This window comes from Pseudomonas sp. MHK4, from assembly GCF_054600775.1.
On sequence record NZ_BAAIAK010000002.1, the window covers coordinates 712,512 to 736,179 of the forward strand.

Here is a 23,668-nt window from a genome sequence, read left to right on the forward strand (position 1 = left end):
TTCACTTGGGCACAAACTCCATACTGACCACACCCATCCACTCTACAGTTTGCTTGAGCCCTTTCGGCTGATTGTCGTACAGACCTTTGTGCCACTTCCTTGCGTTGAAGTGCTGTAGGCCTTCGAGCAGGGAACGGCACGCGGCAAAGCCAGCATCGCGCTCAAGCTGTCTTGCATCGTAGTCACCCCATGACGCCCAAGCCGCGTTTGGATAACGCGCAGTGAACGTTCGTAACTCTTCGCCAACCTCTCGATAGGTTCGGGCACCATCCACGTCGGGTTGTTGAATGGACGTAAGCTTCGTGCAGAAATCGGTCAGGGTAGGGTTGATCTGAGGCCGAACGAAGCGCTGGAATTCGTCGACGATTTCAAGTGACTCCAAATCAATCACCACCAGGCCAATCTCAATTGTTTCCATCTGCTCGGGGGCGACTGTGAGCGAACGTGGCGGCTCAGATTTCTCAATCTCATCGCAGGTTGCCTCAAGGTCTACGCAATACAGATAGTGGTATGGCGCGAGGAGGTTTTGGATAGCTTGGAGATGAAGGAGTTTTGCTTCGATGCTCATGGCATGGGAAACCTTACTTGGAGTTTGTACAGGTTACGAGCCATCCAGCTCTCGCTCCATCCTGACTGCAGGCGCCGTCCATTGCGCCAGTGCCGAGCATTCATTCATCATCCGCTGAGAGCGGAGAGTTGATGTCAACATCGATAGCGCCGATCAAAGAATCGAGGCGAACTTGGAGAGTTGAATCGAGGGCGATCAGCTTCCCAGGGTTACTCAGGATATCGTCCTCTAACAGCGTCAGAAACTCGCAAAGCTCCCGATCATTCTTGGAGGTTTCTGTGCCATCCGTCTCATTGCGAGAAAGGATCGTGGATACGGATGAAGCAGGATTTGATTCGTTCATGGTACTGACATTATCCGCGCTTGAAGCGCTTGTCATGCGCCGAGTGTAGATTTCGAAAGAGGCTGAGTGGTGAGGGGCGGCGAGAGGATTTGTCGCCGGTTCGGGCCGGCTGGCCCGGCTAGGGTTAGGTTTTTCAGATGGAGGTGAAGTGCTGTTATCGATCGAGGAATATCGACCAAGGCATCAGATCCTACCTTGTTTAATGCCTAAGTTATGGCAGTCCATAATAATATATGCATAGCTCCCAATGGCTTCGCTTCGTTCATCGCCACTACCAACCTCAGTTTCATCGTATGTATCTATCATCCAATCATTATGAGAGACTCTCTTGGCGATTCTGATCCATGCGTGCGTAGCTTTGTTGATATCCGTGTCCTCTGTATCCCAGCAGTGAACTATAGAGAGGATGCCTTTAGATAAATGTATAATTTTTATGGGTGAAAACACGCTTGCCATAATAGCATGTTCGATGAATTTTATGACGCTAGGGTTGAAAGTTCTGTCCCATAGCACAGCGAAATTTTGAACAAGTAGACCGGTAGGCTCTACATCGTTATCGTAGGGAAATTTAGTACTAAATACTGTGTATGCTCCACCATGATCGTCAATGTGATATTGCTCATGTTCGATGTGAAGTAGATGAGAATAGGTCATGGTAGGTCACCTGTTTGGCGAAGTGACTAAGCCTTGCATTCACAAAGCCTGGTCTATCCGATAACACTTTACTCATTTAATTTTTTGAAACTTGGCAAGTGGCAACTGATTAATTGAGTTGAACTGTGTCCCATAAAATTCGCCAGGGACTGCGGTTTCATGACTTTCAGGATATTGAAAGCTACAGACCGCCGGATCAGGTGAATTGGAATGTTTTTGTACGGGCAGTCAGGGCTTCAAGTAGGTAAGGCTGGACAATCCGGTTCAACTCCTCCGTGCTCATCGGGCGCTTGGCGTTGCCTGCGGACGGAAACAGATAGTCACCTGCTGAAAGGTTCGCTGCCTCAATGTACCTTTCAAACAAGGTTGCTGAGTCGGAAGACAAAATCACGATCATTTCCTTTACACATGATTTTTTTGGTCTGGAAGCGATAGTCGACTGGTCTCAAAAAATTATGTCATCGTCAAAAAAATCTGGGTCTTCTCGCAACTCTTTCGCCTTTGCCTCCGCTTTCTCTCGAAAGTCTGCCCCAAAGACATTTTCAGGTGTCCAGTCATCCTTAAACAAGAACATATCAGGCGTGAAGTCTGTGATTCCGAGCTCGTTGTTATCCAGAATTTCACGAGCGAATTGTCTAAATATCCTGCCGCCATCGAAGCCGAATCCTGCGTCGGTATCTTTGATAAACAGTACAGTCCATTCGTCATACATCACACCGGAAGCAAGCTTCTCCCAAGTGAGCTGAAACAGCTCATACGTCTCGCCGATTAAAATAGAGTCATACACGACGACAAGCATCCCTTTGGAGGCACTCAACAGCTTCACAGGGGAGAGGATGGTTATGACAATCGACTGCTCAATCAAATCGATTACCCTTGTGTCGGGGCTACCTTCCCACAGCACAGCAAATCTTTGAATGCATACAGAATCAAGTGGTATGCAGTTAGCGCCCCATAATTGCTGCGTAGAGAAAATTGTATACGCCCCCTCACCATCATCATTGTGGGGTTGCTCATGTTCGGTATAAAGCCAGCGGGAATAGATCATGGGATGGGCACCGTTTTTGGCGAAGGGACTGTGATGATCGTCTCTGCGTAAGAGGCTTTGCACCGACACAACTCGTGACAGTCCGGCTGGAATATTAAGCGTCTGGCTTCCTAACGCGCGGGGAGAGGTAACACTCAGTCATCAGTTGCTGGGAGTGTCCAAGTTTGCGAACAATGCTTTGCATTACAGCCTCCGAACGCTCCAGCCTCAAGGCCCGCCCGATGCTGTGTAAAGAGAGATGTCGAGGGGCAATATTTGCTTCAATGAGCCACGACTTAAACACTTTCTTCATGACAGCAGGGCTAATCGGCTGTTTATAGTCTCCAGCTGAGGGAAATAGAAAGTCATTACCAGAGAGGCCGCTTGCTTCAACATAATGGTTGATCAAGGCGTAAGCATCGGCAGACAGCGCTTGCGTCCTTGTTTTCCAAAACTTCTTGGCTAACTGCACGGTCATGCATGCATTCTTGGACAAATCACTCGCCTTCATCTCTCTGATTTCATTTACACGGAGCCCTTCAACACACAACAATGCATACAGGCACGCATCACGGAGGTTGCCCCTGCGCTTAACGGCTTGACCAATGGCCTCAAGCTCGCTCTGATTTAAAGGCTCTAGCTCTGGAGGAAAATCCTCGAGACTCGAAGTTTGCCTCCACGCATTCGAGCACTTAAGACACTCTAAAGAGGAAGCGTGTTCAAGCTGCATCGCCGGGGTTGCTGAGGCGCACAGCCCTATGTCCCCAGCGGCAAATCGGAGCTCGATCGCATCGTCAACGATATCTTGGGAGCGACCGAGTATAGGCGTCACATACTGCTCAACTCCCAATTCATTGGACGCAAGGATTTCTTTGACCGCTGGCCAAAATGCGTAATCGGAGCGGCAAGAATAGACTTCGTTCTCACACGCGAAATCTACTTTCAATCCCTGATTGAGATCCAGCTCGGTGATCGGAGTCCACAAGGTCTCAATAGCAGGGAAGGTGATGCTGGCCACCTCTCTGCTCAAAAAGAGATAGAGCAAATTTTTGTGAACTGCGACCACCTTTACCCCGGACATGGCACCTTGGATGTGTGCTTGCTCCAGTGTCTCAATGACGAAGCTGTTCTCTAGAGGCTGGTTGTACAAGATTGCGAAGCGCTGCTTGGATGCCTGGGTCATCAGTTCAAGATTGGGGGTTTTCCACTGTAGGCAGCTGAAGACAGCATAGTGGAGACCATCGAGCGCTACGGGAGGGCTTTCGAGGTGAAGCAGGTGTGAAAAGAACATGGCGGCTTCTCTCCTGAGGGGTAAGGATTACTGAAGTCGACAGGAGGACGTCGGTCAAGATGAAGCGACCAGTGGTAATTTTTCTTTTGTAATCAGTATATTAAGAGTATACCCATTGATTTTTGATTAAGGCTTGAAGGCCGCGGTCGCCGATTACTGGGGAGGAAGCACAAGGGGTGAGTGTGAGCGGAGGTCTCGGGCCAGGGACGCAGGTATGTGCTGATGGCGAAGACTTCTGAAGTGAGGGTTTCCGGCATCGAGTGCCTGCCGGGCAAATGACGTTCTAGGCGCCGTGAACCACGCGATCTCAGCTGCCTGTAACGTACTTTTTGCTCTGTAACGCCACTTAAGTTGAACCAGAAAGTTACGTTACAGTTCGCGTTAGAAAACTAGTGGAGTATGCCGATGTGAGGATTCAAGCCCACAGGGCAGAGACGCTGTTCGACACATCCCCGCCGATCGATCAGCGGTGCTAAAACAGCAGCCCAAATAGGACATCGCTTTCTCGGGCGCCTGGCCCGGCTCATGCCGTCAGCCGAGCATTTATCCCCCGATGGTAGGTACCCTGCCAATCCAAACCCAGCGACTCCACCGTTTGCATAAGTCCTTTCGGTCGATTGTCGTATAGGCCGGCATACCATTTCCTAGCATTGAAATGTGGCAAGCCTTCGAGCAGAGAAGGGCACGCAGCAAACCCAGCATCGCGTTCAAGCTGCCGAGCATCGTAGTCACCCCATGACGCCCAGGCCGCGTTTGGATACCGCGTAGCAAATGTTCGGAGCTCTTCGCCAAGGAGGCAGTCTCAGTTACCTGTAGCTCCAGTCCAAGAGCTGGTGCAATTGGTTAGCACGTTGCGAGAGCTGGTAGCCCACATAAGCCCTGGACAAGGGTTTTTTGAGTGCATGGAACAAGAGCTCAGCGTGTCCAAATTCTGGACGAATAGCTCCCTGTTCTACGTTGGATGAGCTTAAGGATAAATTTATTTTTTTGATAAAAAAGTCGTAACCCCAGCCATTTTTTGCAGATTTGGTGCATCAACTCCTGCGCGAGAAAATGGTTATTTTACGGATGTTTGCAGTGTTTACTTGTTTGTTAGTTGAGGATGGCAATATATGGTAAATAATTGATTTTTATCGGTTTTCATAAGTTTTTTTTTAAAAAAAATTTGACACCTAGCGCAGTTGCGATCTAGCTTTCAAGGAGATTCCTGGGAGGTGCATCGATGAGCTTGCATAAATTAGCGCCATTGCCTCTAGTCGGAGAAGATCTAAGGAAAATCCATGATGATTTGTTGGGTTCAAAAAAACTAAAAGAACTGGTGGTTTTCGACTTGCTCTGTTCAGGAATCAGCCTTACTGAATTCTGCGGATGCAAAGCAGTGGAAATGTCTGATAGTTACTTGTTTGTATATTTCAAGAAGACGAACGACTCTCATGCTTATCCTGTACCAGTTCGTAAGTTGAGCGCCGAGTGGTTATCAAAATTTAAGCCGGGAGATTTGCTTTTCGCTGATCCGAACAATTCTTCAAACCCTTTGCCCACATTTGCCATATCACGGATGGTTAGTGAGTGGTCATTGTATCTGGACGAAAGTAAGGTTTTGGCAATGCGGGTTTTTCGTCGATTGCAAACTTAGGGGGGTTTACGTTTTATACGAAGCGCTCGAAAATAAAAAAACTTAAAATTAGAGTGGTTGAGTTGGTGCTACCTGGGGGATTATTTAATTCGGTCAGTGATCTCTATGGAAATTCGATGGGTGCAAAATATTATATGGTCTGGGACGGAGTTAAGCACCTATGCATTGCTGATGGACTACGGATTACGTACTGTCTCCATTGTTCCTGCACCTAGTTTATTTCTTTTATCTGAAGCGCAGCGAGGAATATTAGAACATTCTCTTAGAGCGATTGCTGAGGATCTGAAGTCTTTATTTGATTACTTTTTGAGAATGAGTATGGATTGGCGTGATGTTACGGATGGAGAAATGTCTAGTTATATACATTTTCACTTGATAAGGGAGAAAGAGCTCAAGGATAACTCTATTGCGCGTCACATATCAAGTATTAAAGGGTTTTATATGTTTGGATGGGTTTCCGGGTTTTTGGGTGCTCCAAAGAGTTTTACATTTTACTATAAGCGTGATGAATCTAAACAGTACCGAAGTGAAACAAGAAAAATTAACTTTAATTTAAAAAATCAGTATCTCGATCGTGTTCTTTTCGAGGAAGTACTCAGTGGTGTTGTAGCGCGCTCTGATTTAATAAGAGAGCGAAACGAGTTGGCCTTGGAGTTGGGATTTCGTGCGGGGTTGAGAACAAGTGAAGTGACTGATAATCGTAATCTTATTACCTCGGATTTAAGCTTACTGATTTCAGAAGCTGAGAAAGTTGGTGAGAATACCATAAAAGTTAAGATTTTCGGGAAAAGAAATAAATTAAGGAGTGTGGATTTTTCACCTTCATTGACAAAAAAAATTAAATATTTCATGGATGGGCGAAGGAAAAATATCAAAGACGGCCCGCTTATTTGCTCCACTCATGGTGATGCGCTAAGGGAGTCATTCGCTACAGATGTATTCAGATCGGCCAAGCGATGTGTTCAGCATCGAATGCCGTCCCTACTTGAAAGCCTGGGAGCAAATACACGTAATCACTACTATGTAAGTACTAGTGCTTTTAATGATTTAACCTTTCACTGCCTTCGTCATACCTATGCTACAAACCTAGTAGACTTTTGTTATAAGAACGGATTTGATCCTTGGGAATATGTGCCGGAGCAAATGGGGCACGAAGATGAAGATACAACGAAAGAATATATTGTATTTGATGGGTTGATTTATCGTCGGGAAAAAGTCCGGAGGGCATTGGAGGATGAAGATACCTAGCGCTGATAAAACAAAGAGATTTTCTCTGGTTGATGGTGGCTCGTATGAATGTGTAAAGCCGCCTATTTCTAATACACAGTATTCCGCGCGAGTTTTTGCGCGAAGTTCGTATGGTGGAAAGGTTACTGAACATTGTATAGAAGCGCCAGAGTTGTTTCGAGAATGCACATTCTGCATTGTGCTTCTTAACTATATAACGCAAACACAATCAAATAACTTTGATGCTAATTATGTTAAATTCAGATTTGTGAGCAACGTGTTCCTGTGGATCCAGGAAGAATTCCGAGACGAACGCTCACTGCCATCAGATGTCGTGGAGCGTTATCACTCGTATCTTAAGCTGAAGAAGCTTTCGGCAGGGTCAATATGTCAATATATAGCCCAGCTCCGACAAGTAGTCGTTTGGGCATTACAATTTATGTATGTAGATGAAGATGGTTGTCGACAACAAGAAGAGCTGGTCAAGATATTTTCGTTCATCCCATCGGTTCCAAATACTCGCGCTAAATCCCATCCAAGTCTAAGCCAAGTCACAACTGGCATTATAAGTGATGAGAAGCTTTTGGTCAGATCATGCATGAGGTTTTGTAATGCCTATTTGCAAATAATGAATGATTTTCGTGATGCGCTCCGCCGAAACACTCAGGTGGAAGAACAACTACAAAAGCTTTTACGTGAATGTAAGGGGGATATTAGTGGGTTGAGATGGACAGCAAGTGGGGGGCATTATAAACGTGATTATAAGCACATGGCGGCAGCAGTATTGTCAAGTGAAGACTGTGCTCTTAAAGAGTTTTTGTTATCAAATCGTGTAGATTTTATTCGTGCGCTACGTGATGGCGGGGAAAAAATTTCTAGAGCGCAAGCGGATACCTATATTAAATCTGGCTTGACCGTTGGTGGTGGGCTTGAATTTTCAAACCCAACGTGGCCAGGGCCGCTACTTTTCGTCAATCTGGATTATCTGTTTCTGATCAAGCACACGCCTGCCGAGGAGATCTGCTTTGCCTGGCTGCTGGGGTCAGATCGAATTCAGCAGTCTGGTATAAATGACTTATTGCTGTCTGATATAAAAATATCGTCAAGTTCCGTCTCAATTGAATATACCAAACGTCGATCTTCTGAATATCCACAACAAAGTCCGCTGCATCCTAGGGGGTCGTTGAGGTATCACGCATACACGACTTATGTGAATGTTCGCGCCGGCTTTCTAAAGCTTTTTCCTCAGACTGAAGATAAACTTTTTGATGTGGCAGAACCAGGGTCTCTGCAAGTTTTAGAAAGTAGTTTCTTTCGCCCATTGATTCTAGCCTCGCTTCCACACACGTTACTCTACAGTCAGATGCAGGGAATCAGCAGTGAGATTGCGCCGTTTGCGAAAATACTTGAGCAGGTTTCTATTCATAACGATGAGCTGCGCCAAAAAAGAGTGGCGGCAGAGAAAGGAGAAGAATTTGTTTGCGGAAAAAAACGACAATCAATCACTGTGAATATTATAGCTCACTCTCGAGCTATTTTGGATGAAGATCCAGTGCATCATAATAAATCCGGTGCTGATAAGAGTGAAGAGACTTTCGGGCGTTACTCGGAAGAGGTTGTAGGGGCAACAGCAACAGCTCACTCTTTTGGTGTAAAAGAACGTTATTACATTCATGCTAGTACCACTAAGTATAGATTAGAAAAAAGAGCAGGATTTGCCTCGCTTGTGGGTGAGTTAATGGTTGCTGACGCAAGAAAAATAAATGATCTATGCAAGCAAAATATATACCTGACAGTGGATCAGGTCAAAGAGTCTCTAGGATGGAAAGCTGATACGCCAACTTTGAATGATTTTCAGGAGTTTGATGCTCTATTACTAGCTCATCAGAAACAAGGCTGGGGTATAACTCCCTTTGGTCAACTAGAGCGTGGTGAAGATACTATAATCATCATTAGCCCTGTCACAGCTGCGCTGCTTATATCATATCGAGAAGAATGTAGTAATCAACTGGAGAGCCTTTCAAGTATTGAAGAGCTTCGGGAGAGCGCCCTGATAATGCAAATAGCTTATGCTGATGCCGTACTGGCGCGATTCGATAGAAAGACAGTGAGCGGGGCGCAAGAACTGATGCGGACAAGAAACTTTCCCGCGCCAATTATCCGGTAAATTGAGGTTCGTATGTCAACGATTATTAAAACTTGGCGAGAGTCTGCGGGTGAAGAAACTACAACCTCAAACTCGATCGGTGATTCGCACTTCCGGCTAGTGGATGTCAGTACAAATCTAATAATTAATGTTTCTTTCGTGTGGGACTGTTCAAAGGATAAAATTGTTTATGGTCAGTTATTGTTTTTGAAGGGGAAGGTGTCAAGGGGGTATGCTGATGAAAGTAATCGAATTGTTCCGTCTAGTATTTCTGCCGCCAAAACAGAGGTGTCATTGATTCAAAGAATATGTGAGTACTGGCATAGAAACCATGCCGATCGCACGCTTAGCTCATTAAGCTTAGCAGAAACTCAGGTAATGATTAGAACGCTAATGCTTTCCATCGACGGCAAAGATAAAGTCATGAGCAGGAGTGTGCTCGGCACTATATGCGTCCTTCTTGGACGGTCAAGAACACTTTATAATAAAGGAATGATTTTTGACGGGTTCCAATTTGTAATCAATAAAAAATTCAAAAAAGATGTGATGAGGCCTCTGCTTGAAGGATTAAATTTAGAGTACGAGGAATGGTTAGAGGGCGGAACCTACGGCTCAATCCCTCTTACATGTGCATCAATTATCCTGAGTGAAGCGATTTCAATCATTGAGTCGGAAGATGCTAAATTGGCTCAGGTGTTCTTTGAATCTTGGCGTAAAACTCCATGTGCACCGGTGCTTTGGTTTGATGGTAGTAAGGGGTTTGATCGACTAATGGCTTATCGCGAGTGGCAAAAAAATGGATCTATTGAGCGAGTAATTAAGCCTGAGACATATACATCTCTTATTAGCTTTGGAGAGCTTGTAGATGAAAGATGTCTAAAGCAATTTCACTCCCTTCCGTGGAAAAATCTAACTGAATTAGGTGATTTCTGTGAACTGGTTATGAAGGCCGGACTTACGATAATTCTATTGTTGAGCGCTTTCAGAATTAATGAGATTCAAAAAATGGATATAAGCGATTTTTATCAGGATAATGATGGTTCGTGGTGGTTCAAAACTGTTAACACAAAGACTGAAAAAGGGGTGATGCTTCCTCGTTCACTCCATGGCATGGCTGCCAAAGCTGCGACTGTTATGAAAAATCTTTGTGCTGTAGACATAAAAAAATACGATGTCCCTATTTTCCATTGCGGATTTCGAGGAAATGCTTTCAACGCCACATTGAAATGGGGAGGCTGGACGCCCGAAACGTGGCTGGTTTCTTGTAGATATGCGAAGAATACCCTCAGTTATTGGTTTAAGCGGTTCTATTTAAAACAAATCATTCCTAAATTTCCCGATATAGTTATACATCATCGTACTGTGAGCCCGCACCAAGCTCGGCATACCTTTGCCGAATTCGCTCTTCGTCGATTTGATGGAAGTATTTTACCCAAGCTGCGAGAACATTATCGCCATGTAAAAGGATCTTATCAGATGAGGCGCTATACAAGAAACAAACTGAGTGAGTCTGTGAAGATGAGCCTTGAGCGTGACTATCTCAAAGAGGTAATGCATCGAGTGGCAAAAGGTAGCCTGGAGGATAGATTCTATGGGCCGGCAGCTAAACGGTTAGAGAAGGAGTTAAAGGCTGTATCTGTGTATTCATTCAGTGAGTTGGGAGGATTTATAGCAAAGCATGCTGATTTGTATGTAAGGTTCATAGCATTTGAGTGGGGCTATTGCGCGCTTCGCAAAGGCGAAGAATACAAGGCAAAATGTGTTGATTCTTCAACTGGGCTACCCAAAGTTGATGTGAACAGCTGTCCAGAACTTTGCTGTGGTTGTGTGCACAATATGAACAATGACCTTCAGTGCAAAACTTTGGAGCGGATAGCGATAGCGCATCAAAATATTGTTGACACACATCCTCTTGACACAATCAAGGAGATGAGTGCTGATGTTGTAAAAATTATACAACGCAGGTTAACAAAATGATGGATTTTAGCCTGGATAACTATAAGAAGCCGGCTGAGGTGGAAGAGATGCCATCTTGGGTCAAGTCAGCTTCGTGCAAGAAATTGTATGTCCAATGCATTTATTATTTTGATATAATTAAATCGAAAATGGAATTGAGTGCTCATCTTTCGATAAAAGAACGTCGAATCGTTCTTCGACGTTTGGCCAAAGATTGTTCGGTTGATCCAAGTTTGCTCAGTTCTCGACGTCAACCGGATCTGATAAAATTTATAGCTCAGAAAAATATAGAGCTTGATCAGTATTGGATTAGTAAGTGTGCTACGCGAGGCGGGAGCGGCAGAAAATTAACAAAACCAGAATTGGTAAAGCAGCTAGCCTTGCTTAACTCCGAGTTCCATATCTTGGAAAATTTACGACTCGCTGAAGCATTCACTTCTGCGATCGAAAAGAATCTTGCTGTGTCAAAATCAGAACTTATTTTGCTGAATGAAACGCTCTCTATTGAAAACAAGGATTTGAGGGAAAGGAATAAATCTTTAAATGGACAGTTGCGAGATATGATAATTGCACTTAATAAGATGCAAAAAAATTAGTTATTTTTAAGTTTTATTATTGCTGTCAGTTTTTGCGTTGTTCTGTGTTTTAATTTAGTTTGCAGTATTATAACTGCAGCCTAAAGGCCCCGGTTCAATAAATCCACTGCCGTATTTAGTGTTAAATCTACAACAAACGACTCAATCACTTCAGGCCTTCGTTCGTCGGTACCAAAGGAATCAAAATTGAGTTTTAAAAACCAAGTCGGCAGGCTACATCTGCAACTGATGTGGCCTTAAGTCGCAAGACCACACATCAGCTCTAGGGTGAGTTCGCGCCAGACGGTGCTGAAGAAAAATTTTCCGACAATTGTTGACAATTGTTCAGACTGTTTTTTGCTTGAACGAGGCGTAACGACGATTAGGGGCGCTCGGGAAAGGTGTCAACAAACCCAAGGATTTGAGGCGCTCCTAGATAAACCTCGCCGATGCTGGGCACCAGGTTGTGCAGATCGGCCTCGGCCTTCTGGTAGGTCGGGTCGTATCGTGTGCAGTTCTTGCGCCCACCTGCCTGCCAGCATTGACGCTGATGGCCGATCTGCCAGGCCGGAACAATGTGTTCCCACTCGATGCGGGCGGCGCGCTTGGCGTTTTTGCGCGGCACATAACCGCACGCCGCGAGGTTCACCTTGTTGCCGGTGTATTTGCAGCCGCAATAGAACTCGGTGGATTGCGGTGCATACAGCTTCCAGGCGACCTTCTTGGCTTCGCTGAAAGTGCGAGGCGCATCGGCCTGGGCCCCCGTGGCGAGCAACAGGAACAGCAAAGCAAAACAACGGACACTCATTGACTCAGTCTTCCTTCGGCACTACCCAGAAAATCTGCACGCCGCCATCGTCGCGATAGGCGAGGGTGACGTTGTCGTTCTCGTCGATTTCTTCGAGCAGGCGTTCCCACTCGTCCACGGGCTCGTCTGGAAGGCGGAAGATCAGGGCGGCCCTGGCTTTCTGTGCGGTGGGGCCGTTGATGATTTTCTGAACGCGCAAGCCCATGCGTACATAGGCGTCTGGTGCGGCGGAGGTGGTGTCCACAGGATTATCCTTATTAAGCTGTACGTGCATACAGTATTTAACTGTAGGCATTTTCGCAACTGCTTAAAATTCAAGAGAATCCTCTGACAGTGGTTTTTGCCGATTGGTGTAGGGGGATGAGAGTTTTTTTGTCAGGCAAGGGGTGCCCGACCGGAGTCGGTCGGGCGAGGGCGAATCAATATTCCCAGAACATCCGTTGCAGCTCTTTGCTGTCATTGGTCTTGGTCAGCGCGACCATCGCCAGGATCCGGGCTTTCTGCGGGTTCAGGTCATGCGCCACTACCCAGTCGTATTTGTCGTCCGGCTGTTCGGCGTTACGCAGGACAAAACCACCGGCATTGACGTGGGAAGAACGGATGATCTGCACCCCGTCCTTGCGCAGGGCTTGCAAGGCGGGGACCACCCGGGAAGAGACCGAGCCATTGCCGGTGCCGGCATGGATGATGGCCTTGGCGCCCGACTGTGCCAGGGCCTTGTAGGCAGTGTCGCTGACGTTGCCGTAGGAATAGGCGATTTCGACGTCAGGCAGGCTCTCGATGGTCTTGATGTCGAACTCCGAGTCCATGGTGTGGCGCTTGGCCGGGAGACGAAACCAGTATGATTTTCCTTCGACCACCATCCCGAGCGGGCCCCAGGCGCTTTTGAATGCCTCGGTCTTGATGTTGATCATTTTGCTGACATCGCGACCCGACTGGATTTCATCGTTCATGGTCACCAGTACGCCTTTGCCGCGCGCGTCCTTGCTGCTGGCCACGGCGACGGCGTTGTACAGGTTCAACATGCCGTCCGCCGACATGGCAGTGCCCGGGCGCATGGAGCCCACGACAATGATCGGCTTGTCGGTTTTTTCCACCAGGTTGAGGAAATAGGCGGTTTCTTCCAGGGTGTCGGTGCCGTGGGTGATCACGATGCCATCGACGTCCTTGCTGTCCGCCAGTTCGGCGACGCGGCGGCCCAGCTGTAGCAGGTTGTCGTTGGTGATGCTTTCGGAGGCGATCTGCATGACCTGTTCGCCGCGGACATTGGCCAGTTGGCCGAGCTGCGGAACCGCGGCGATTAATTGTTCGATGCCGACTTTCGCCGCCTGATAGGTGGCGCTGTTGGCGGCGCTGGCGCCCGCACCGGCGATGGTGCCACCGGTGGCCAGGACCACGACGTTGGCCAGTTTCTGTTGGGTTTCGACTTCTTTTGCCTGAAGGGCGGCGGGCAGGAGCAGCAGGAGGGCCAAGGTGCCCGGGAGAAGGTTTTTCAAAGCAGATGTCATTATTTTTCTCTCTAGTGGTGACGGTGCCGATGCAGGTTCATCTAGATGCGCCCCAAGCGGATCTGAACCGTTGAGGTACTGGAGAAGAGCACGACGCGTACCAGTTACAACTGGAATCAAAAAAATCCGTAACACATTGATATATATAGATATTTAAACGAAACGTTGAGCGGCGATCGCCCAGTCATGTCCGGCTTTCCGACCGTCCGTGGATTTTTCATTCGGCTTTCCGAAAGGATTACGAACCCAACTTAAACATAGGTGTTAAAGAAACCCGCCGGCAGGTCGATGTTTAATGAAGAATCATATTCAGGGAGTTCGCATGTCATTGACGATCGGTTTGCCCCATTCAGCGGTGATCAATATCGGCGGGAAACCCGCGGCTGCTGTCGACACATTGAGCGAGGCGACCTCGGCGCAGCAGTCGGGTTTGCCAGTGGGGGGTGAAAAGCCTGTGAACCTGGGGCAGGGTACGCAGGGCGGTGAAAAAGCCGAAGGCGCCGGCAGCCAGCAGAGCGTCGCCGTGCAAATGTTGCTCAAGCGCATGCAGGAACTGCAAGAGCAGCTACGCGAGCAACAGCAACAATTGGCGGCTGCCCAGGCCGCGTCGTTTCAGTCTGAAGAGACCAAGGCCGCAGCCGTGATGTCGCTGCAGGTACAGATTGCCGATACGTCGGCGGCGTTGATGCAGGTGGCCGCCAGCCTGGCGAAAGCCTTGACCGATACCGGCAGTGTTGTCAGCACTACGGCGTGACCAGGCTTAGGGTTCGGTGCGTGCGCAACCAGCGCACGGGGTAGGTTGACAAAATCCGGCAAGATTCGCATAGTCAAGGTTCGCAAACGTTTGCGACACCTCCAGATGCCGTCTCGACGTTGCTCACAATAATCATAAGATCGGAGTGAAACCATGAAGCTGCCATTCGCTGGACGTCTTCTTGCTGTCGCAATACTGGCTGGCGCAACCACCGCGCTGCCTGTTTCTTCGGCGTTTGCCCAGACGCCTGAAAAGCCTAAAGTCGCGCTGGTGATGAAGTCCCTGGCCAACGAATTCTTCCTGACCATGGAAGACGGCGCCAAGGCCTACCAGAAAGACCACTCCGGCGAGTTCGAGCTCATCTCCAATGGCATCAAGGACGAAACCGACACCACCAACCAGATCCGCATCGTCGAACAAATGATCGTTTCCAAAGTCGATGCGCTGGTGATCGCGCCGGCGGATTCCAAGGCCATGGTGCCAGTGATCAAGAAAGCCGTCGACGCCGGCATCACCGTGATCAACATCGACAACCAACTCGACCCCGCCGTGGTCAAGAGCAAGAACATCAGCGTACCGTTCGTAGGCCCGGACAACCGCAAGGGTGCACGCCTGGTGGGTGAATACCTGGCCAAGAAGCTCAAGGCCGGTGATGAAGTCGGCATCATCGAAGGGGTGTCCACCACCACCAACGCCCAGGCTCGTACGGCAGGCTTCAAGGATGCGATGGAGGCTGCGCAGATCAAGGTCGTGTCCGTGCAATCGGGCGACTGGGAAATCAACAAGGGCAACCAGGTTGCCTCCTCGATGCTCAGCGAATACCCGAACATCAAGGCGCTGCTGGCCGGCAACGACAGCATGGCGGTTGGCGTGGTGTCGGCCGTGCGTGCCGCGGGCAAGGCCGGCCAGGTCGAGGTGGTCGGTTACGACAACATCAATGCGATCAAGCCGATGCTCAAGGATGGCCGCGTCCTGGCCACCGCCGATCAGTTTGCCGCCAAGCAGGCGGTGTTCGGTATCGAGACGGCGTTGAAGATCATCAAGGGCGAGAAAGTCGACAGCGGCACCAACGGCGTGATCGAAACTCCGGTAGAGCTGGTTACCCAGTAATTGTCCGCCGGCACAATGACGCTCGCCCGTCCCGGCGAGCGCCTGGAGAGTTTTATGTCCGTTAGCGCCCCGCACGCTGTCCTCTCGGTCAGCGGCATTGGCAAGACCTACGCCCAGCCGGTCCTGGCCGGCATCGACCTGACGCTCATGCGCGGCGAGGTGCTGGCACTGACTGGTGAGAACGGCGCTGGCAAAAGCACGCTGTCGAAGATCATCGGCGGGCTGGTCACGCCAACCACCGGCCAGATGCAGTTTCAGGGGCAGGACTACCGCCCGGGCAGCCGCACCCGGGCCGAAGACCTGGGCATCCGCATGGTCATGCAGGAGCTCAACCTGTTGCCGACCCTGTCGGTGGCGGAGAACCTGTTTTTGCACAAGCTGCCCAGCACCGCCGGCTGGATCAACCGCAAGCAACTGCGCCAGGCAGCGCTCGAGGCCATGGCTCAGGTCGGGCTCGACGCCATCGACCCGGACACGCTGGTGGGCGAGCTGGGCATCGGCCATCAGCAGATGGTCGAGATAGCGCGAAACCTGATCGGCGATTGCCACGTGCTGATCCTCGATGAGCCGACCGCGATGCTCACCGCCCGTGAAGTCGAAATGCTCTTCGAGCAGATCACGCGCCTGCAGTCCCGTGGCGTGTCGATCATCTATATCTCCCATCGCCTCGAGGAACTGGCACGGGTGGCCCAGCGCATTGCGGTCCTACGGGACGGCAACCTGGTGTGTGTCGAGCCGATGGCTAACTACAACAGTGAGCAACTGGTCACGCTGATGGTTGGCCGCGAGCTGGGCGAACACCTCGACATGGGGCCGCGCGACATTGGTGCTGCGGCGTTGACGGTCAAGGGGCTGACCCGTGCCGACAAGGTGCGTGACGTGTCCTTCGAAGTGCGGGCCGGGGAGATCTTCGGCATCTCCGGATTGATCGGGGCAGGGCGCACCGAGTTGCTGCGGTTGATTTTCGGCGCGGACATCGCGGACAGCGGCACGGTGGCGCTGGGCTCACCGGCACAAGTGGTGAATATCCGTTCTCCGGTGGACGCGGTCGGGCATGGCATCGCCCTGATCACCGAAGACCGCAAGGGCGAAGGCCTGCTGCTGACGCAATCGATCAGCGCGAACATTGCGCTGGGTAACATGCCCGGTATTTCCAGCGGTGGCCTGGTCAACCCAGGCGATGAGGCGGGGCTGGCCCAGCGTCAGATCGACGCGATGCACATCCGCAGTTCCGGGCCGGCGCAGCTGGTGTCCGAATTGTCCGGGGGCAACCAGCAGAAAGTGGTGATCGGTCGCTGGCTGGAGCGTGATTGCTCGGTGCTGCTGTTCGACGAGCCGACCCGGGGCATCGATGTCGGCGCCAAGTTCGACATCTACGCGCTGCTCGGCGAGCTGACTCGCCAGGGCAAGGCGTTGGTGGTGGTGTCCAGTGACCTGCGCGAATTGATGTTGATTTGCGACCGAATCGGCGTGCTCTCGGCGGGGCGCCTGATCGACACCTTCGAGCGCGACAGCTGGACCCAGGATGATTTGCTTGCCGCCGCGTTCGCCGGCTATCAAAAACGTGATGCGCAGCTCTTCGGAGCAGCGCCTAGGGATCTTCAATGAAAAGCGCATCTTCGGCCGGCCAACGCCGCGGCAATTTCTACGGGCTGGGCACTTACCTGGGGCTGGCCGGTGCCTTGTTGGCGATGGTCGTGCTGTTCTCGATCCTGAGTAGCCATTTCCTCTCGTACAGCACCTTCAGCACCCTGGCCAACCAGATTCCAGACTTGATGGTCCTGGCGGTCGGCATGACCTTCGTGCTGATCATTGGCGGCATCGACCTGTCGGTGGGGTCGGTGCTGGCGCTCGCCGCGTCGACGGTCAGCGTGGCGATTCTCGGCTGGGGCTGGAGCGTGTTGCCCGCGGCATTGCTCGGCATGGCGGCGGCCGCGCTGGCGGGGACCGTTACGGGCTCGATCACCGTGGCCTGGCGGATTCCGTCGTTCATCGTGTCACTGGGTGTCTTGGAGATGGCCCGCGGCCTGGCGTACCAGATGACCGGTTCGCGCACGGCCTACATCGGCGATGCCTTCGCCTGGCTGTCCAATCCGATCGCCTTCGGGATTTCGCCATCGTTCATCATTGCCTTGTTGATCATTTTCATCGCCCAGGCCGTGTTGACCCGTACCGTGTTCGGCCGCTACCTGATCGGCATCGGCACCAACGAGGAAGCCGTGCGCCTGGCGGGGATCAATCCGAAACCCTACAAGATCCTGGTGTTCAGCCTGATGGGGCTGCTGGCCGGGATTGCCGCGCTGTTCCAGATTTCGCGCCTGGAAGCGGCCGACCCCAATGCCGGCTCCGGGCTGGAGTTGCAAGTGATCGCTGCCGTGGTGATCGGCGGCACCAGCCTGATGGGCGGACGCGGTTCGGTTATCAGCACCTTCTTTGGCGTGCTGATCATTTCCGTGCTGGCGGCCGGTCTGGCGCAGATCGGCGCCACCGAGCCGACCAAACGCATCATCACCGGCGCGGTGATCGTGGTGGCGGTGGTGCTCGATACTTATCGCAGTCAGCGCGCAAGCCGGCGGACCTGAGTCATGGCAACGATCAAGGATGTAGCAGCACTGGCGGGGATTTCCTACACCACGGTTTCCCACGTGGTGAACAAGACCCGGCCGGTCAGTGAAGAAGTGCGGGTCAAGGTCGAGGCGGCGATCAAGACCCTCGACTACGTACCCAGCGCCGTGGCCCGGTCCCTCAAGGCCAAGACCACGGCCACCATCGGCCTGCTGGTGCCCAACAGCCTCAACCCGTACTTCGCCGAACTGGCGCGGGGCATCGAGGATTATTGTGAGCGCAATGGCTATTGCGTGATCCTGTGCAATTCCGACGATAACCCGGACAAGCAGCGCAGCTACCTGCGGGTGCTGCTGGAGAAACGCATCGATGGGCTTATCGTCGCCTCGGCCGGGGGTGACAGCGGACTGGCCCAGGGCCTGGCGAGCGTGCGCACGCCAATGGTGATCGTCGACCGCGGGCTCGAAGGCGTCGATGCGGACCTGGTGCGCATCGATCACGAGTATGGCGCCTACCTGGCGACCCGGCATCTGCTGGAGTTGGGTCATCGGGATATCGCCACCATCAGCGGCCCGGCGACCACCAGCGTGGCGCAGATGCGCCTGGCCGGGTTTTGCCGGGCCCTTGCAGAGGCGGGCATCAGCGTTGCGCCCGAGCGCATGCTGGAAAGCGATTTCACCAGCACCGGCGGTTACAGCGCCGCCGCGACGCTGCTGGAACAGAATCCGCCCAGCGCGATCTTCGCCGCCAACGACATGATCGGCTTTGGCGTGCTGCGTGCCGCCGCCGAACGCAATATCCGCGTGCCGACGGACCTGTCGGTGATCGGCTTCGACGACATCCAGATGAGCCGTTATGTCTATCCGGCCTTGACCACCGTGGGGCAGTCGATCCTGCAGTTGGGCGAAATGGCGGCCGGGGTGCTGCTGCGCCGGATCGCCACGCCGGACCTGGCGACCGAACAAAGGATCGTCACTCCCAGCATTGTCATGCGCGAATCGACCGCGCCGTTGGCTGGGGTGTTTGAGCAATATCGCTAACGAAAGCACCGCTGAACCCAAAGCAGCGCTGAAACCGTCTTGATGAGTAGCAAAGTATGTCCGCAAAAGTAGTGGTAGTCGGCAGCTTGAACATGGACCTGGTAACCCGGGCTCCGCGCTTGCCCCGTGGTGGAGAAACACTGATCGGCCAGTCGTTTGCGACAGTCTGTGGCGGCAAGGGCGCGAACCAGGCCGTGGCGGCCGCGCGCCTCGGCGCGCAGGTGTCGATGGTGGGCTGCGTGGGCAGCGATGCCTACGGCCAGGTGTTGCGTCAGGCGTTGCTGGACGAAGGCATCGATTGTCGGGCCGTCAGTACCGTGGAGGGCACCAGTGGCGTGGCGTTGATCGTGGTCGACGACAACAGCCAGAACGCCATCGTGATTGTCGCTGGGGCCAACGGCGAACTGACGCCGGCGGTGCTCGGCTGTTTCGATGCGGTGTTGCAGGAGGCGGATGTGATCATCTGCCAGCTGGAAATGCCGGACGCCACGGTCGGCCATGCGCTCAAGCGGGCTCGTGAACTGGGTAAGATCGTGATCCTCAACCCCGCCCCGGCCAGTCGACCGTTGCCGGCGCACTGGTATGCGTCCATCGACTACCTGATCCCCAACGAAAGTGAAGCAGCGGCGCTCAGCGGTTTGCCGGTGGACTCTCTGCAAGCGGCGCAGGTCGCGGCCACTCGCCTGATCGAGATGGGGGCCGGCAAGGTCATCATTACCCTCGGCGCCCAGGGCTCGTTGTTTGCCGATGGCAAGGGCTTCGAACATTTCCCGGCACCGAGCGTGAAGGCGCTCGACACCACGGCGGCCGGCGATACCTTCGTGGGCGGCTTCGCCGCGGCGCTGGTGGCCGGCCAGGGCGAAGCCCAGGCGATACGTTTTGGCCAGGTCGCCGCCGCGTTGTCGGTCACCCGGGCTGGCGCGCAACCCTCGATTCCCACCTTGGCCGAAGTGCAGGCGTTCAAAACACCATGAAAAAGACCCCTTTGCTCAATGTTGCGCTGTCGCGGCTGATTGCCTCCCTGGGGCATGGCGACAAGGTGGTGATCGGCGATGCAGGCCTGCCGGTGCCGCCCGGTGTCGAATTGATCGACCTGGCCCTGACCCACGGCATTCCGGATTTCGTCAGCACCCTTGAAGTCGTGCTCAGCGAAATGCAGGTCGAAAGCCATGTGCTGGCGCAGGAGATCCTCGATCGGCAGCCGCCGGCACTGGCAGCCCTGGATGCGCTGGAGGCCGAGGGGGCGCTGGGGCGGCGCGAACTGCTCAGCCATGAGCACTTCAAGGTCCTCAGTCGCCAGGCGCGGGCGATTGTGCGCACCGGCGAATGTCAGCCTTACTGCAATATCGTACTGGTTGCCGGGGTGACGTTTTGACGCCGATCAACACGACCGGCGCCCAGTCGCCACAACAGGTCGACCTGATCATCGATACCGATCCCGGTGCCGACGACGTGATTGCCTTGCTGTTTGCCCTGGCATCGCCGCAAGAATTGAACGTGCGCGCATTGACCACCGTCGCCGGCAACGTGCGCCTGGACAAGACTTCGCGCAATGCGCGGCTTGCCCTTGAGTGGGCTGGGTGCGAAGGAGTGCCGGTATACGCCGGGGCGCCGACGCCGCTGCAACGCATGCCCATCTATGCCGAGCACGTCCATGGCGAAGAAGGTCTGCCGGGCGTCGCCATCCATGAGCCGAAGCAAGGCCTGGCCAAGGGCAGTGCGATTGACTTCCTGATCGACACGCTGCTGGCCGCCAGGCCCCATAGCATTACCATTGCCATGCTGGGGCCACAGACCAACCTTGCCCTGGCGCTGATGCGCGAGCCGGGAATCGTTCGGGGTATCAAGGAAGTAGTGATCATGGGCGGTGCGCACTTCAACGGCGGTAACATTACCCCGGTGGCGGAATTCAACCTGTTCGCCGATCCGCACGCTGCCGAGGTGGTGCTCAAGAGTGGCGCGAAGCTGGTCTACCTGCCGCTGGACGTGACCCACAAGATCCTCACCAGTGACGCACGCCTGGAGCAGATTGCGGCGTTGAAGAACAAGGCCGGCAAGCTGGTGTGCGATATCCTGCAAGAGTGCATCAGCGGTGATATGGCGCGGTATGGCATAGCCGGTGGGCCGGTGCATGACGCCACGGTCGTCGGCTACCTGCTCAAGCCGGAGTTGTTCAGTGGCCGTTCGGTCAATCTGGTGGTCGACAGTCGCGAAGGTCCGACGTTTGGCCAGACCATCGTCGACTGGTATGACAGCCTCAAGGCGCCGAAGAATGCCTTCTGGGTTGGAAACGGTGACGCCCAGGGATTCTTCGATCTGTTGACCGAGCGCCTGGCGCGTCTGAAGTAACTCGCGAACCCTGGGGACTCACTCTCGCTGCAAATGCCCGGCGCCGTGATTGTTCGAGTGTTTTTCGAAGATCTGGTCGATGAAGGATCGTGCCGCTTCGGTACCCAGGTCCTTGACCAGCAGGTCAATGCCGATGATGGCCAGTTCTTCCGGGCTGCCGGGGCTGTAAGAAATATGGCCATCTGGCCATTTGATCTTGATGTCGGCGTCGATGCTCACGGTGGTCATGATAGGGCTCGAGAGTCAGGGGAAATTGTGAGTGTCGAGTTAATCACTTTATGGCGCTTTTGGCACTGCGACTTAGGCATGAGCGCAGGGCTATGCGACACTTGGTCTTTGTTAGTTATTCAAGGATCGCGTTGTGCAGATCGATTTGAACACTCCCGGCGGCTTGACCCTTGAAGCGGTGCGCCAATTGTTGGCTGCGGCCAGCGACGATGAGCACACGCAATTGCGCGTGACCAAGGGCGGCATCGCCTATATTTCATCGGGGGTCGTGGGTGGCAGCGATATCGACGGCTTGCTGTTTCGCCTGGAAACCTGGGCCAAGGGTTCCGGTTATGTCGGGCGGGTAGCCGCCAGCGACGAAGTGTGGGTCATGCAGATCTACAATGCGTTGAAGCAGAACTGGCCAAAACCGGCCTTTGACTACATTGACGTCTACTGAGCGCCGTTCATATCCAGTCACGATTGAAAGATGAAGGGCAGGGCGCAGCTCAGGCAAACTTGCCGTTTGTCCGTTGTGAAGGGCGGGTTGCCTGGGCTCCCCGTGAAACCAAACGCCGGATTGGCGGTCGCAAGAATTCAGCTAAATCATCGAAATAAGGAGGCGTCATGCCTTGGAAGCTCGCGTCATTGGGTACTGTGCTGGCTGCTGCCATGCTGGCCGGTTGCAGCACGGCCACCACTGAGCCGACTGACCCAGCCACTACCACGGAGTCAGGTCATAGCCGTTGCGAGGCCAAAGCGGCCGAATTCACCATCGGCAAACAGGCGTCGCCGCAACTGCTGGAGCAGGCACGCACCCGTGCAGGCGCACAAAACGCACGGTTCCTCCAACCAAACGACATGATCACGCTGGAGTACCGCTCCGACCGCCTGAACCTCAATACCGATGCCAATCGGGTCGTCACCCGCGTCAACTGCGGCTGATCGATCAGGCTTTTGAATCGCCCATAAAAAACCCCGTCACATGGACGGGGTTTTTTTAGTGCGCCTGGAAATTACTCTGGGCGAACTTGAGCAGCTTGCATACCCTTTTGGCCTTTCTCAGCCACGAAGGAAACAGTCTGGCCTTCTTTCAGGCTTTTGAAACCGTCGCTTTCGATAGCTTTGAAGTGTACGAACAGGTCGTCACCGCCACCTTGAGGAGTGATGAAGCCGAAGCCTTTTTCATCGTTGAACCATTTAACGGTGCCGGTTTGGCGATTAGACATGGTGTATCTCCAAGAAACATATATTTTCAGTAGTACTGTGCTGCTCAGGCCAACTGGGCACACCCGAGTATCATAGTCGAAATGTTCGCTTTGGGAGCCCCCCACAGCGGTTGTTTGCCCTACAGTCGCACATTCTTTGTGGGCTGATGTGGCTGAAAGCCCCGGTTTATAAGGCTTTCAGTCGAAAGTAAAGGCGATAAAAAAAGCTGTAAAACCTGCATAATTTGTACGAAAGGGCCTGATTGGGCGTCTTTTTATCGGCAAATCATGGCCCGAAAGCACTGGGGCGGGGTCATTTCGCCTCTTTATTGGAGGCCTTGCATTTTGCAATTTTGCCCAGAGCCTCTTTCTTCAATGCGTCACTTGCAGTGTTGTTCATCAAGGCCGAAATATCGCCGGCCGGGTACGATTTGATTGCGTCGGCACCACAGGCGCAGTGGGATTTCGCTGCTGGCGTGCCAATCTTCTCCGCAGCCGCAGGAACGCACTGCGCCATGTATTTCTCCCGTTCGCCCTTGGGCCATTCTGCATGGGCGGCCAGGGGCAGCAGGAGAACGACTGGGGCGATGACTGCGAACAAACGATTCAGACGCATGCTGGGATGCTCCTTGTGGGTCAATGACTTGTTATCTGAGGGGCAACGCGGGGTTCAAGTTCAGCACTCTGGCATAAAAT

Annotated in this window: 26 protein-coding genes and 1 pseudogene; 15 read left to right on the forward strand and 12 right to left on the reverse strand. The window is 52.7% G+C overall.

Going from position 1 to position 23,668, the window contains the following annotated elements; genetic code table 11:
- Position 1 precedes the first annotated feature (1 nt).
- The 6 genes from ACYP2Q_RS08260 to ACYP2Q_RS08285 form a co-directional block, all read right to left on the reverse strand.
- Complete coding sequence (locus tag ACYP2Q_RS08260; protein WP_459730023.1) at positions 2–568, reverse strand: 3'-5' exonuclease; 567 nt, start codon at positions 566–568, stop codon at positions 2–4.
- A gap of 100 nt (positions 569–668) precedes the next feature.
- The gene (locus ACYP2Q_RS08265) at positions 669–911 is read right to left on the reverse strand and encodes a type II toxin-antitoxin system PrlF family antitoxin (protein WP_459730024.1); all 243 of its coding nucleotides are present in this window, start codon (positions 909–911) and stop codon (positions 669–671) included.
- Between the two features lie 183 nt (positions 912–1,094).
- Positions 1,095–1,565: a hypothetical protein gene (locus ACYP2Q_RS08270; RefSeq protein WP_459730025.1), complete on the reverse strand. Its 471-nt coding sequence runs from the start codon at positions 1,563–1,565 to the stop codon at positions 1,095–1,097.
- A gap of 196 nt (positions 1,566–1,761) precedes the next feature.
- A complete protein-coding gene (locus ACYP2Q_RS08275) occupies positions 1,762–1,956 on the reverse strand; it encodes a hypothetical protein (protein ID WP_459730026.1) in 195 nt (64 codons plus the stop codon).
- Between the two features lie 54 nt (positions 1,957–2,010).
- Positions 2,011–2,613, reverse strand: a complete 603-nt coding sequence (locus tag ACYP2Q_RS08280; RefSeq protein WP_459730027.1) for a hypothetical protein — start codon at positions 2,611–2,613, stop codon at positions 2,011–2,013.
- Between the two features lie 94 nt (positions 2,614–2,707).
- The gene (locus ACYP2Q_RS08285; RefSeq protein WP_459730028.1) at positions 2,708–3,883 is read right to left on the reverse strand and encodes a tyrosine-type recombinase/integrase; all 1,176 of its coding nucleotides are present in this window, start codon (positions 3,881–3,883) and stop codon (positions 2,708–2,710) included.
- Between the two features lie 1,222 nt (positions 3,884–5,105).
- On the opposite strand from ACYP2Q_RS08285, the gene ACYP2Q_RS08290 reads away from it, so the two are divergent.
- The 5 genes from ACYP2Q_RS08290 (at position 5,106) to ACYP2Q_RS08310 (ending at position 11,444) form a co-directional block, all read left to right on the forward strand.
- Entirely contained in the window at positions 5,106–5,519 is a 414-nt protein-coding gene (locus ACYP2Q_RS08290; RefSeq protein WP_459730029.1) for a hypothetical protein, read from the forward strand.
- Between the two features lie 120 nt (positions 5,520–5,639).
- The gene (locus ACYP2Q_RS08295) at positions 5,640–6,767 is read left to right on the forward strand and encodes a tyrosine-type recombinase/integrase (protein ID WP_459730030.1); all 1,128 of its coding nucleotides are present in this window, start codon (positions 5,640–5,642) and stop codon (positions 6,765–6,767) included.
- Positions 6,754–8,913, forward strand: a complete 2,160-nt coding sequence (locus ACYP2Q_RS08300; protein ID WP_459730031.1) for a hypothetical protein — start codon at positions 6,754–6,756, stop codon at positions 8,911–8,913. The genes ACYP2Q_RS08295 and ACYP2Q_RS08300 overlap by 14 nt, the downstream gene beginning before the upstream one ends.
- Before the next feature lie 12 nt (positions 8,914–8,925).
- Complete coding sequence (locus ACYP2Q_RS08305; protein WP_459730032.1) at positions 8,926–10,869, forward strand: hypothetical protein; 1,944 nt, start codon at positions 8,926–8,928, stop codon at positions 10,867–10,869.
- Complete coding sequence (locus ACYP2Q_RS08310) at positions 10,866–11,444, forward strand: hypothetical protein (protein ID WP_459730033.1); 579 nt, start codon at positions 10,866–10,868, stop codon at positions 11,442–11,444. Before ACYP2Q_RS08305 ends, ACYP2Q_RS08310 begins: the two co-directional genes overlap by 4 nt.
- Before the next feature lie 418 nt (positions 11,445–11,862).
- On the opposite strand, the pseudogene ACYP2Q_RS08315 reads toward ACYP2Q_RS08310, so the two are convergent.
- The 3 genes and pseudogenes from ACYP2Q_RS08315 to ACYP2Q_RS08325 form a co-directional block, all read right to left on the reverse strand.
- Positions 11,863–12,231, reverse strand: a pseudogene (locus ACYP2Q_RS08315) (endonuclease); the annotation flags it as partial.
- A gap of 4 nt (positions 12,232–12,235) precedes the next feature.
- Positions 12,236–12,526, reverse strand: a complete 291-nt coding sequence (locus tag ACYP2Q_RS08320; protein ID WP_459730034.1) for a DUF1654 domain-containing protein — start codon at positions 12,524–12,526, stop codon at positions 12,236–12,238.
- Between the two features lie 124 nt (positions 12,527–12,650).
- Positions 12,651–13,739 carry an asparaginase gene (locus ACYP2Q_RS08325; RefSeq protein ID WP_459730035.1) on the reverse strand — a complete coding sequence of 363 codons (1,089 nt, stop codon included), beginning with the start codon at positions 13,737–13,739 and terminating at the stop codon, positions 12,651–12,653.
- Positions 13,740–14,061: 322 nt separating this feature from the next.
- Here ACYP2Q_RS08325 and ACYP2Q_RS08330 point away from each other — a divergent pair, with 322 nt between their 5' ends.
- The 8 genes from ACYP2Q_RS08330 (at position 14,062) to ACYP2Q_RS08365 (ending at position 21,557) form a co-directional block, all read left to right on the forward strand.
- Entirely contained in the window at positions 14,062–14,493 is a 432-nt protein-coding gene (locus ACYP2Q_RS08330) for a hypothetical protein (RefSeq protein WP_459730036.1), read from the forward strand.
- 153 nt (positions 14,494–14,646) lie between these two features.
- Entirely contained in the window at positions 14,647–15,603 is a 957-nt protein-coding gene (locus ACYP2Q_RS08335) for a substrate-binding domain-containing protein (protein ID WP_459730037.1), read from the forward strand.
- 54 nt (positions 15,604–15,657) lie between these two features.
- Positions 15,658–17,211 (forward strand): sugar ABC transporter ATP-binding protein, encoded by a 1,554-nt coding sequence (locus ACYP2Q_RS08340; protein WP_459730038.1) that lies wholly within the window; start codon positions 15,658–15,660, stop codon positions 17,209–17,211.
- Positions 17,208–18,185 carry an ABC transporter permease gene (locus tag ACYP2Q_RS08345; RefSeq protein WP_459730039.1) on the forward strand — a complete coding sequence of 326 codons (978 nt, stop codon included), beginning with the start codon at positions 17,208–17,210 and terminating at the stop codon, positions 18,183–18,185. Before ACYP2Q_RS08340 ends, ACYP2Q_RS08345 begins: the two co-directional genes overlap by 4 nt.
- A 3-nt stretch (positions 18,186–18,188) precedes the next feature.
- Positions 18,189–19,208: a LacI family DNA-binding transcriptional regulator gene (locus ACYP2Q_RS08350; protein ID WP_459730040.1), complete on the forward strand. Its 1,020-nt coding sequence runs from the start codon at positions 18,189–18,191 to the stop codon at positions 19,206–19,208.
- Positions 19,209–19,264: 56 nt separating this feature from the next.
- Complete coding sequence (gene rbsK, locus ACYP2Q_RS08355) at positions 19,265–20,182, forward strand: ribokinase (RefSeq protein ID WP_459730041.1); 918 nt, start codon at positions 19,265–19,267, stop codon at positions 20,180–20,182.
- Positions 20,179–20,583, forward strand: coding sequence for a D-ribose pyranase (gene rbsD / locus ACYP2Q_RS08360; RefSeq protein ID WP_459730042.1), 405 nt, complete (start codon positions 20,179–20,181; stop codon positions 20,581–20,583). The genes rbsK and rbsD overlap by 4 nt, the downstream gene beginning before the upstream one ends.
- Positions 20,535–21,557, forward strand: coding sequence for a nucleoside hydrolase (locus tag ACYP2Q_RS08365; RefSeq protein WP_459730043.1), 1,023 nt, complete (start codon positions 20,535–20,537; stop codon positions 21,555–21,557). Before rbsD ends, ACYP2Q_RS08365 begins: the two co-directional genes overlap by 49 nt.
- Before the next feature lie 18 nt (positions 21,558–21,575).
- Here the strand turns inward: ACYP2Q_RS08365 and ACYP2Q_RS08370 are convergent, their stop codons facing one another.
- Entirely contained in the window at positions 21,576–21,785 is a 210-nt protein-coding gene (locus ACYP2Q_RS08370) for a hypothetical protein (protein WP_459730044.1), read from the reverse strand.
- A gap of 133 nt (positions 21,786–21,918) precedes the next feature.
- On the opposite strand from ACYP2Q_RS08370, the gene ACYP2Q_RS08375 reads away from it, so the two are divergent.
- Both ACYP2Q_RS08375 and ACYP2Q_RS08380 read left to right on the forward strand, forming a co-directional pair.
- Positions 21,919–22,224, forward strand: a complete 306-nt coding sequence (locus ACYP2Q_RS08375; RefSeq protein ID WP_459730045.1) for a hypothetical protein — start codon at positions 21,919–21,921, stop codon at positions 22,222–22,224.
- 167 nt (positions 22,225–22,391) lie between these two features.
- Complete coding sequence (locus ACYP2Q_RS08380; protein ID WP_459730046.1) at positions 22,392–22,709, forward strand: I78 family peptidase inhibitor; 318 nt, start codon at positions 22,392–22,394, stop codon at positions 22,707–22,709.
- Between the two features lie 71 nt (positions 22,710–22,780).
- Here ACYP2Q_RS08380 and ACYP2Q_RS08385 read toward each other — a convergent pair whose 3' ends face one another.
- Together ACYP2Q_RS08385 and ACYP2Q_RS08390 are read right to left on the reverse strand one after the other, a co-directional pair.
- Positions 22,781–22,993, reverse strand: a complete 213-nt coding sequence (locus ACYP2Q_RS08385; RefSeq protein ID WP_003179963.1) for a cold-shock protein — start codon at positions 22,991–22,993, stop codon at positions 22,781–22,783.
- Positions 22,994–23,285: 292 nt separating this feature from the next.
- Positions 23,286–23,588, reverse strand: coding sequence for a hypothetical protein (locus ACYP2Q_RS08390; RefSeq protein WP_459730047.1), 303 nt, complete (start codon positions 23,586–23,588; stop codon positions 23,286–23,288).
- Positions 23,589–23,668: the final 80 nt, after the last annotated feature.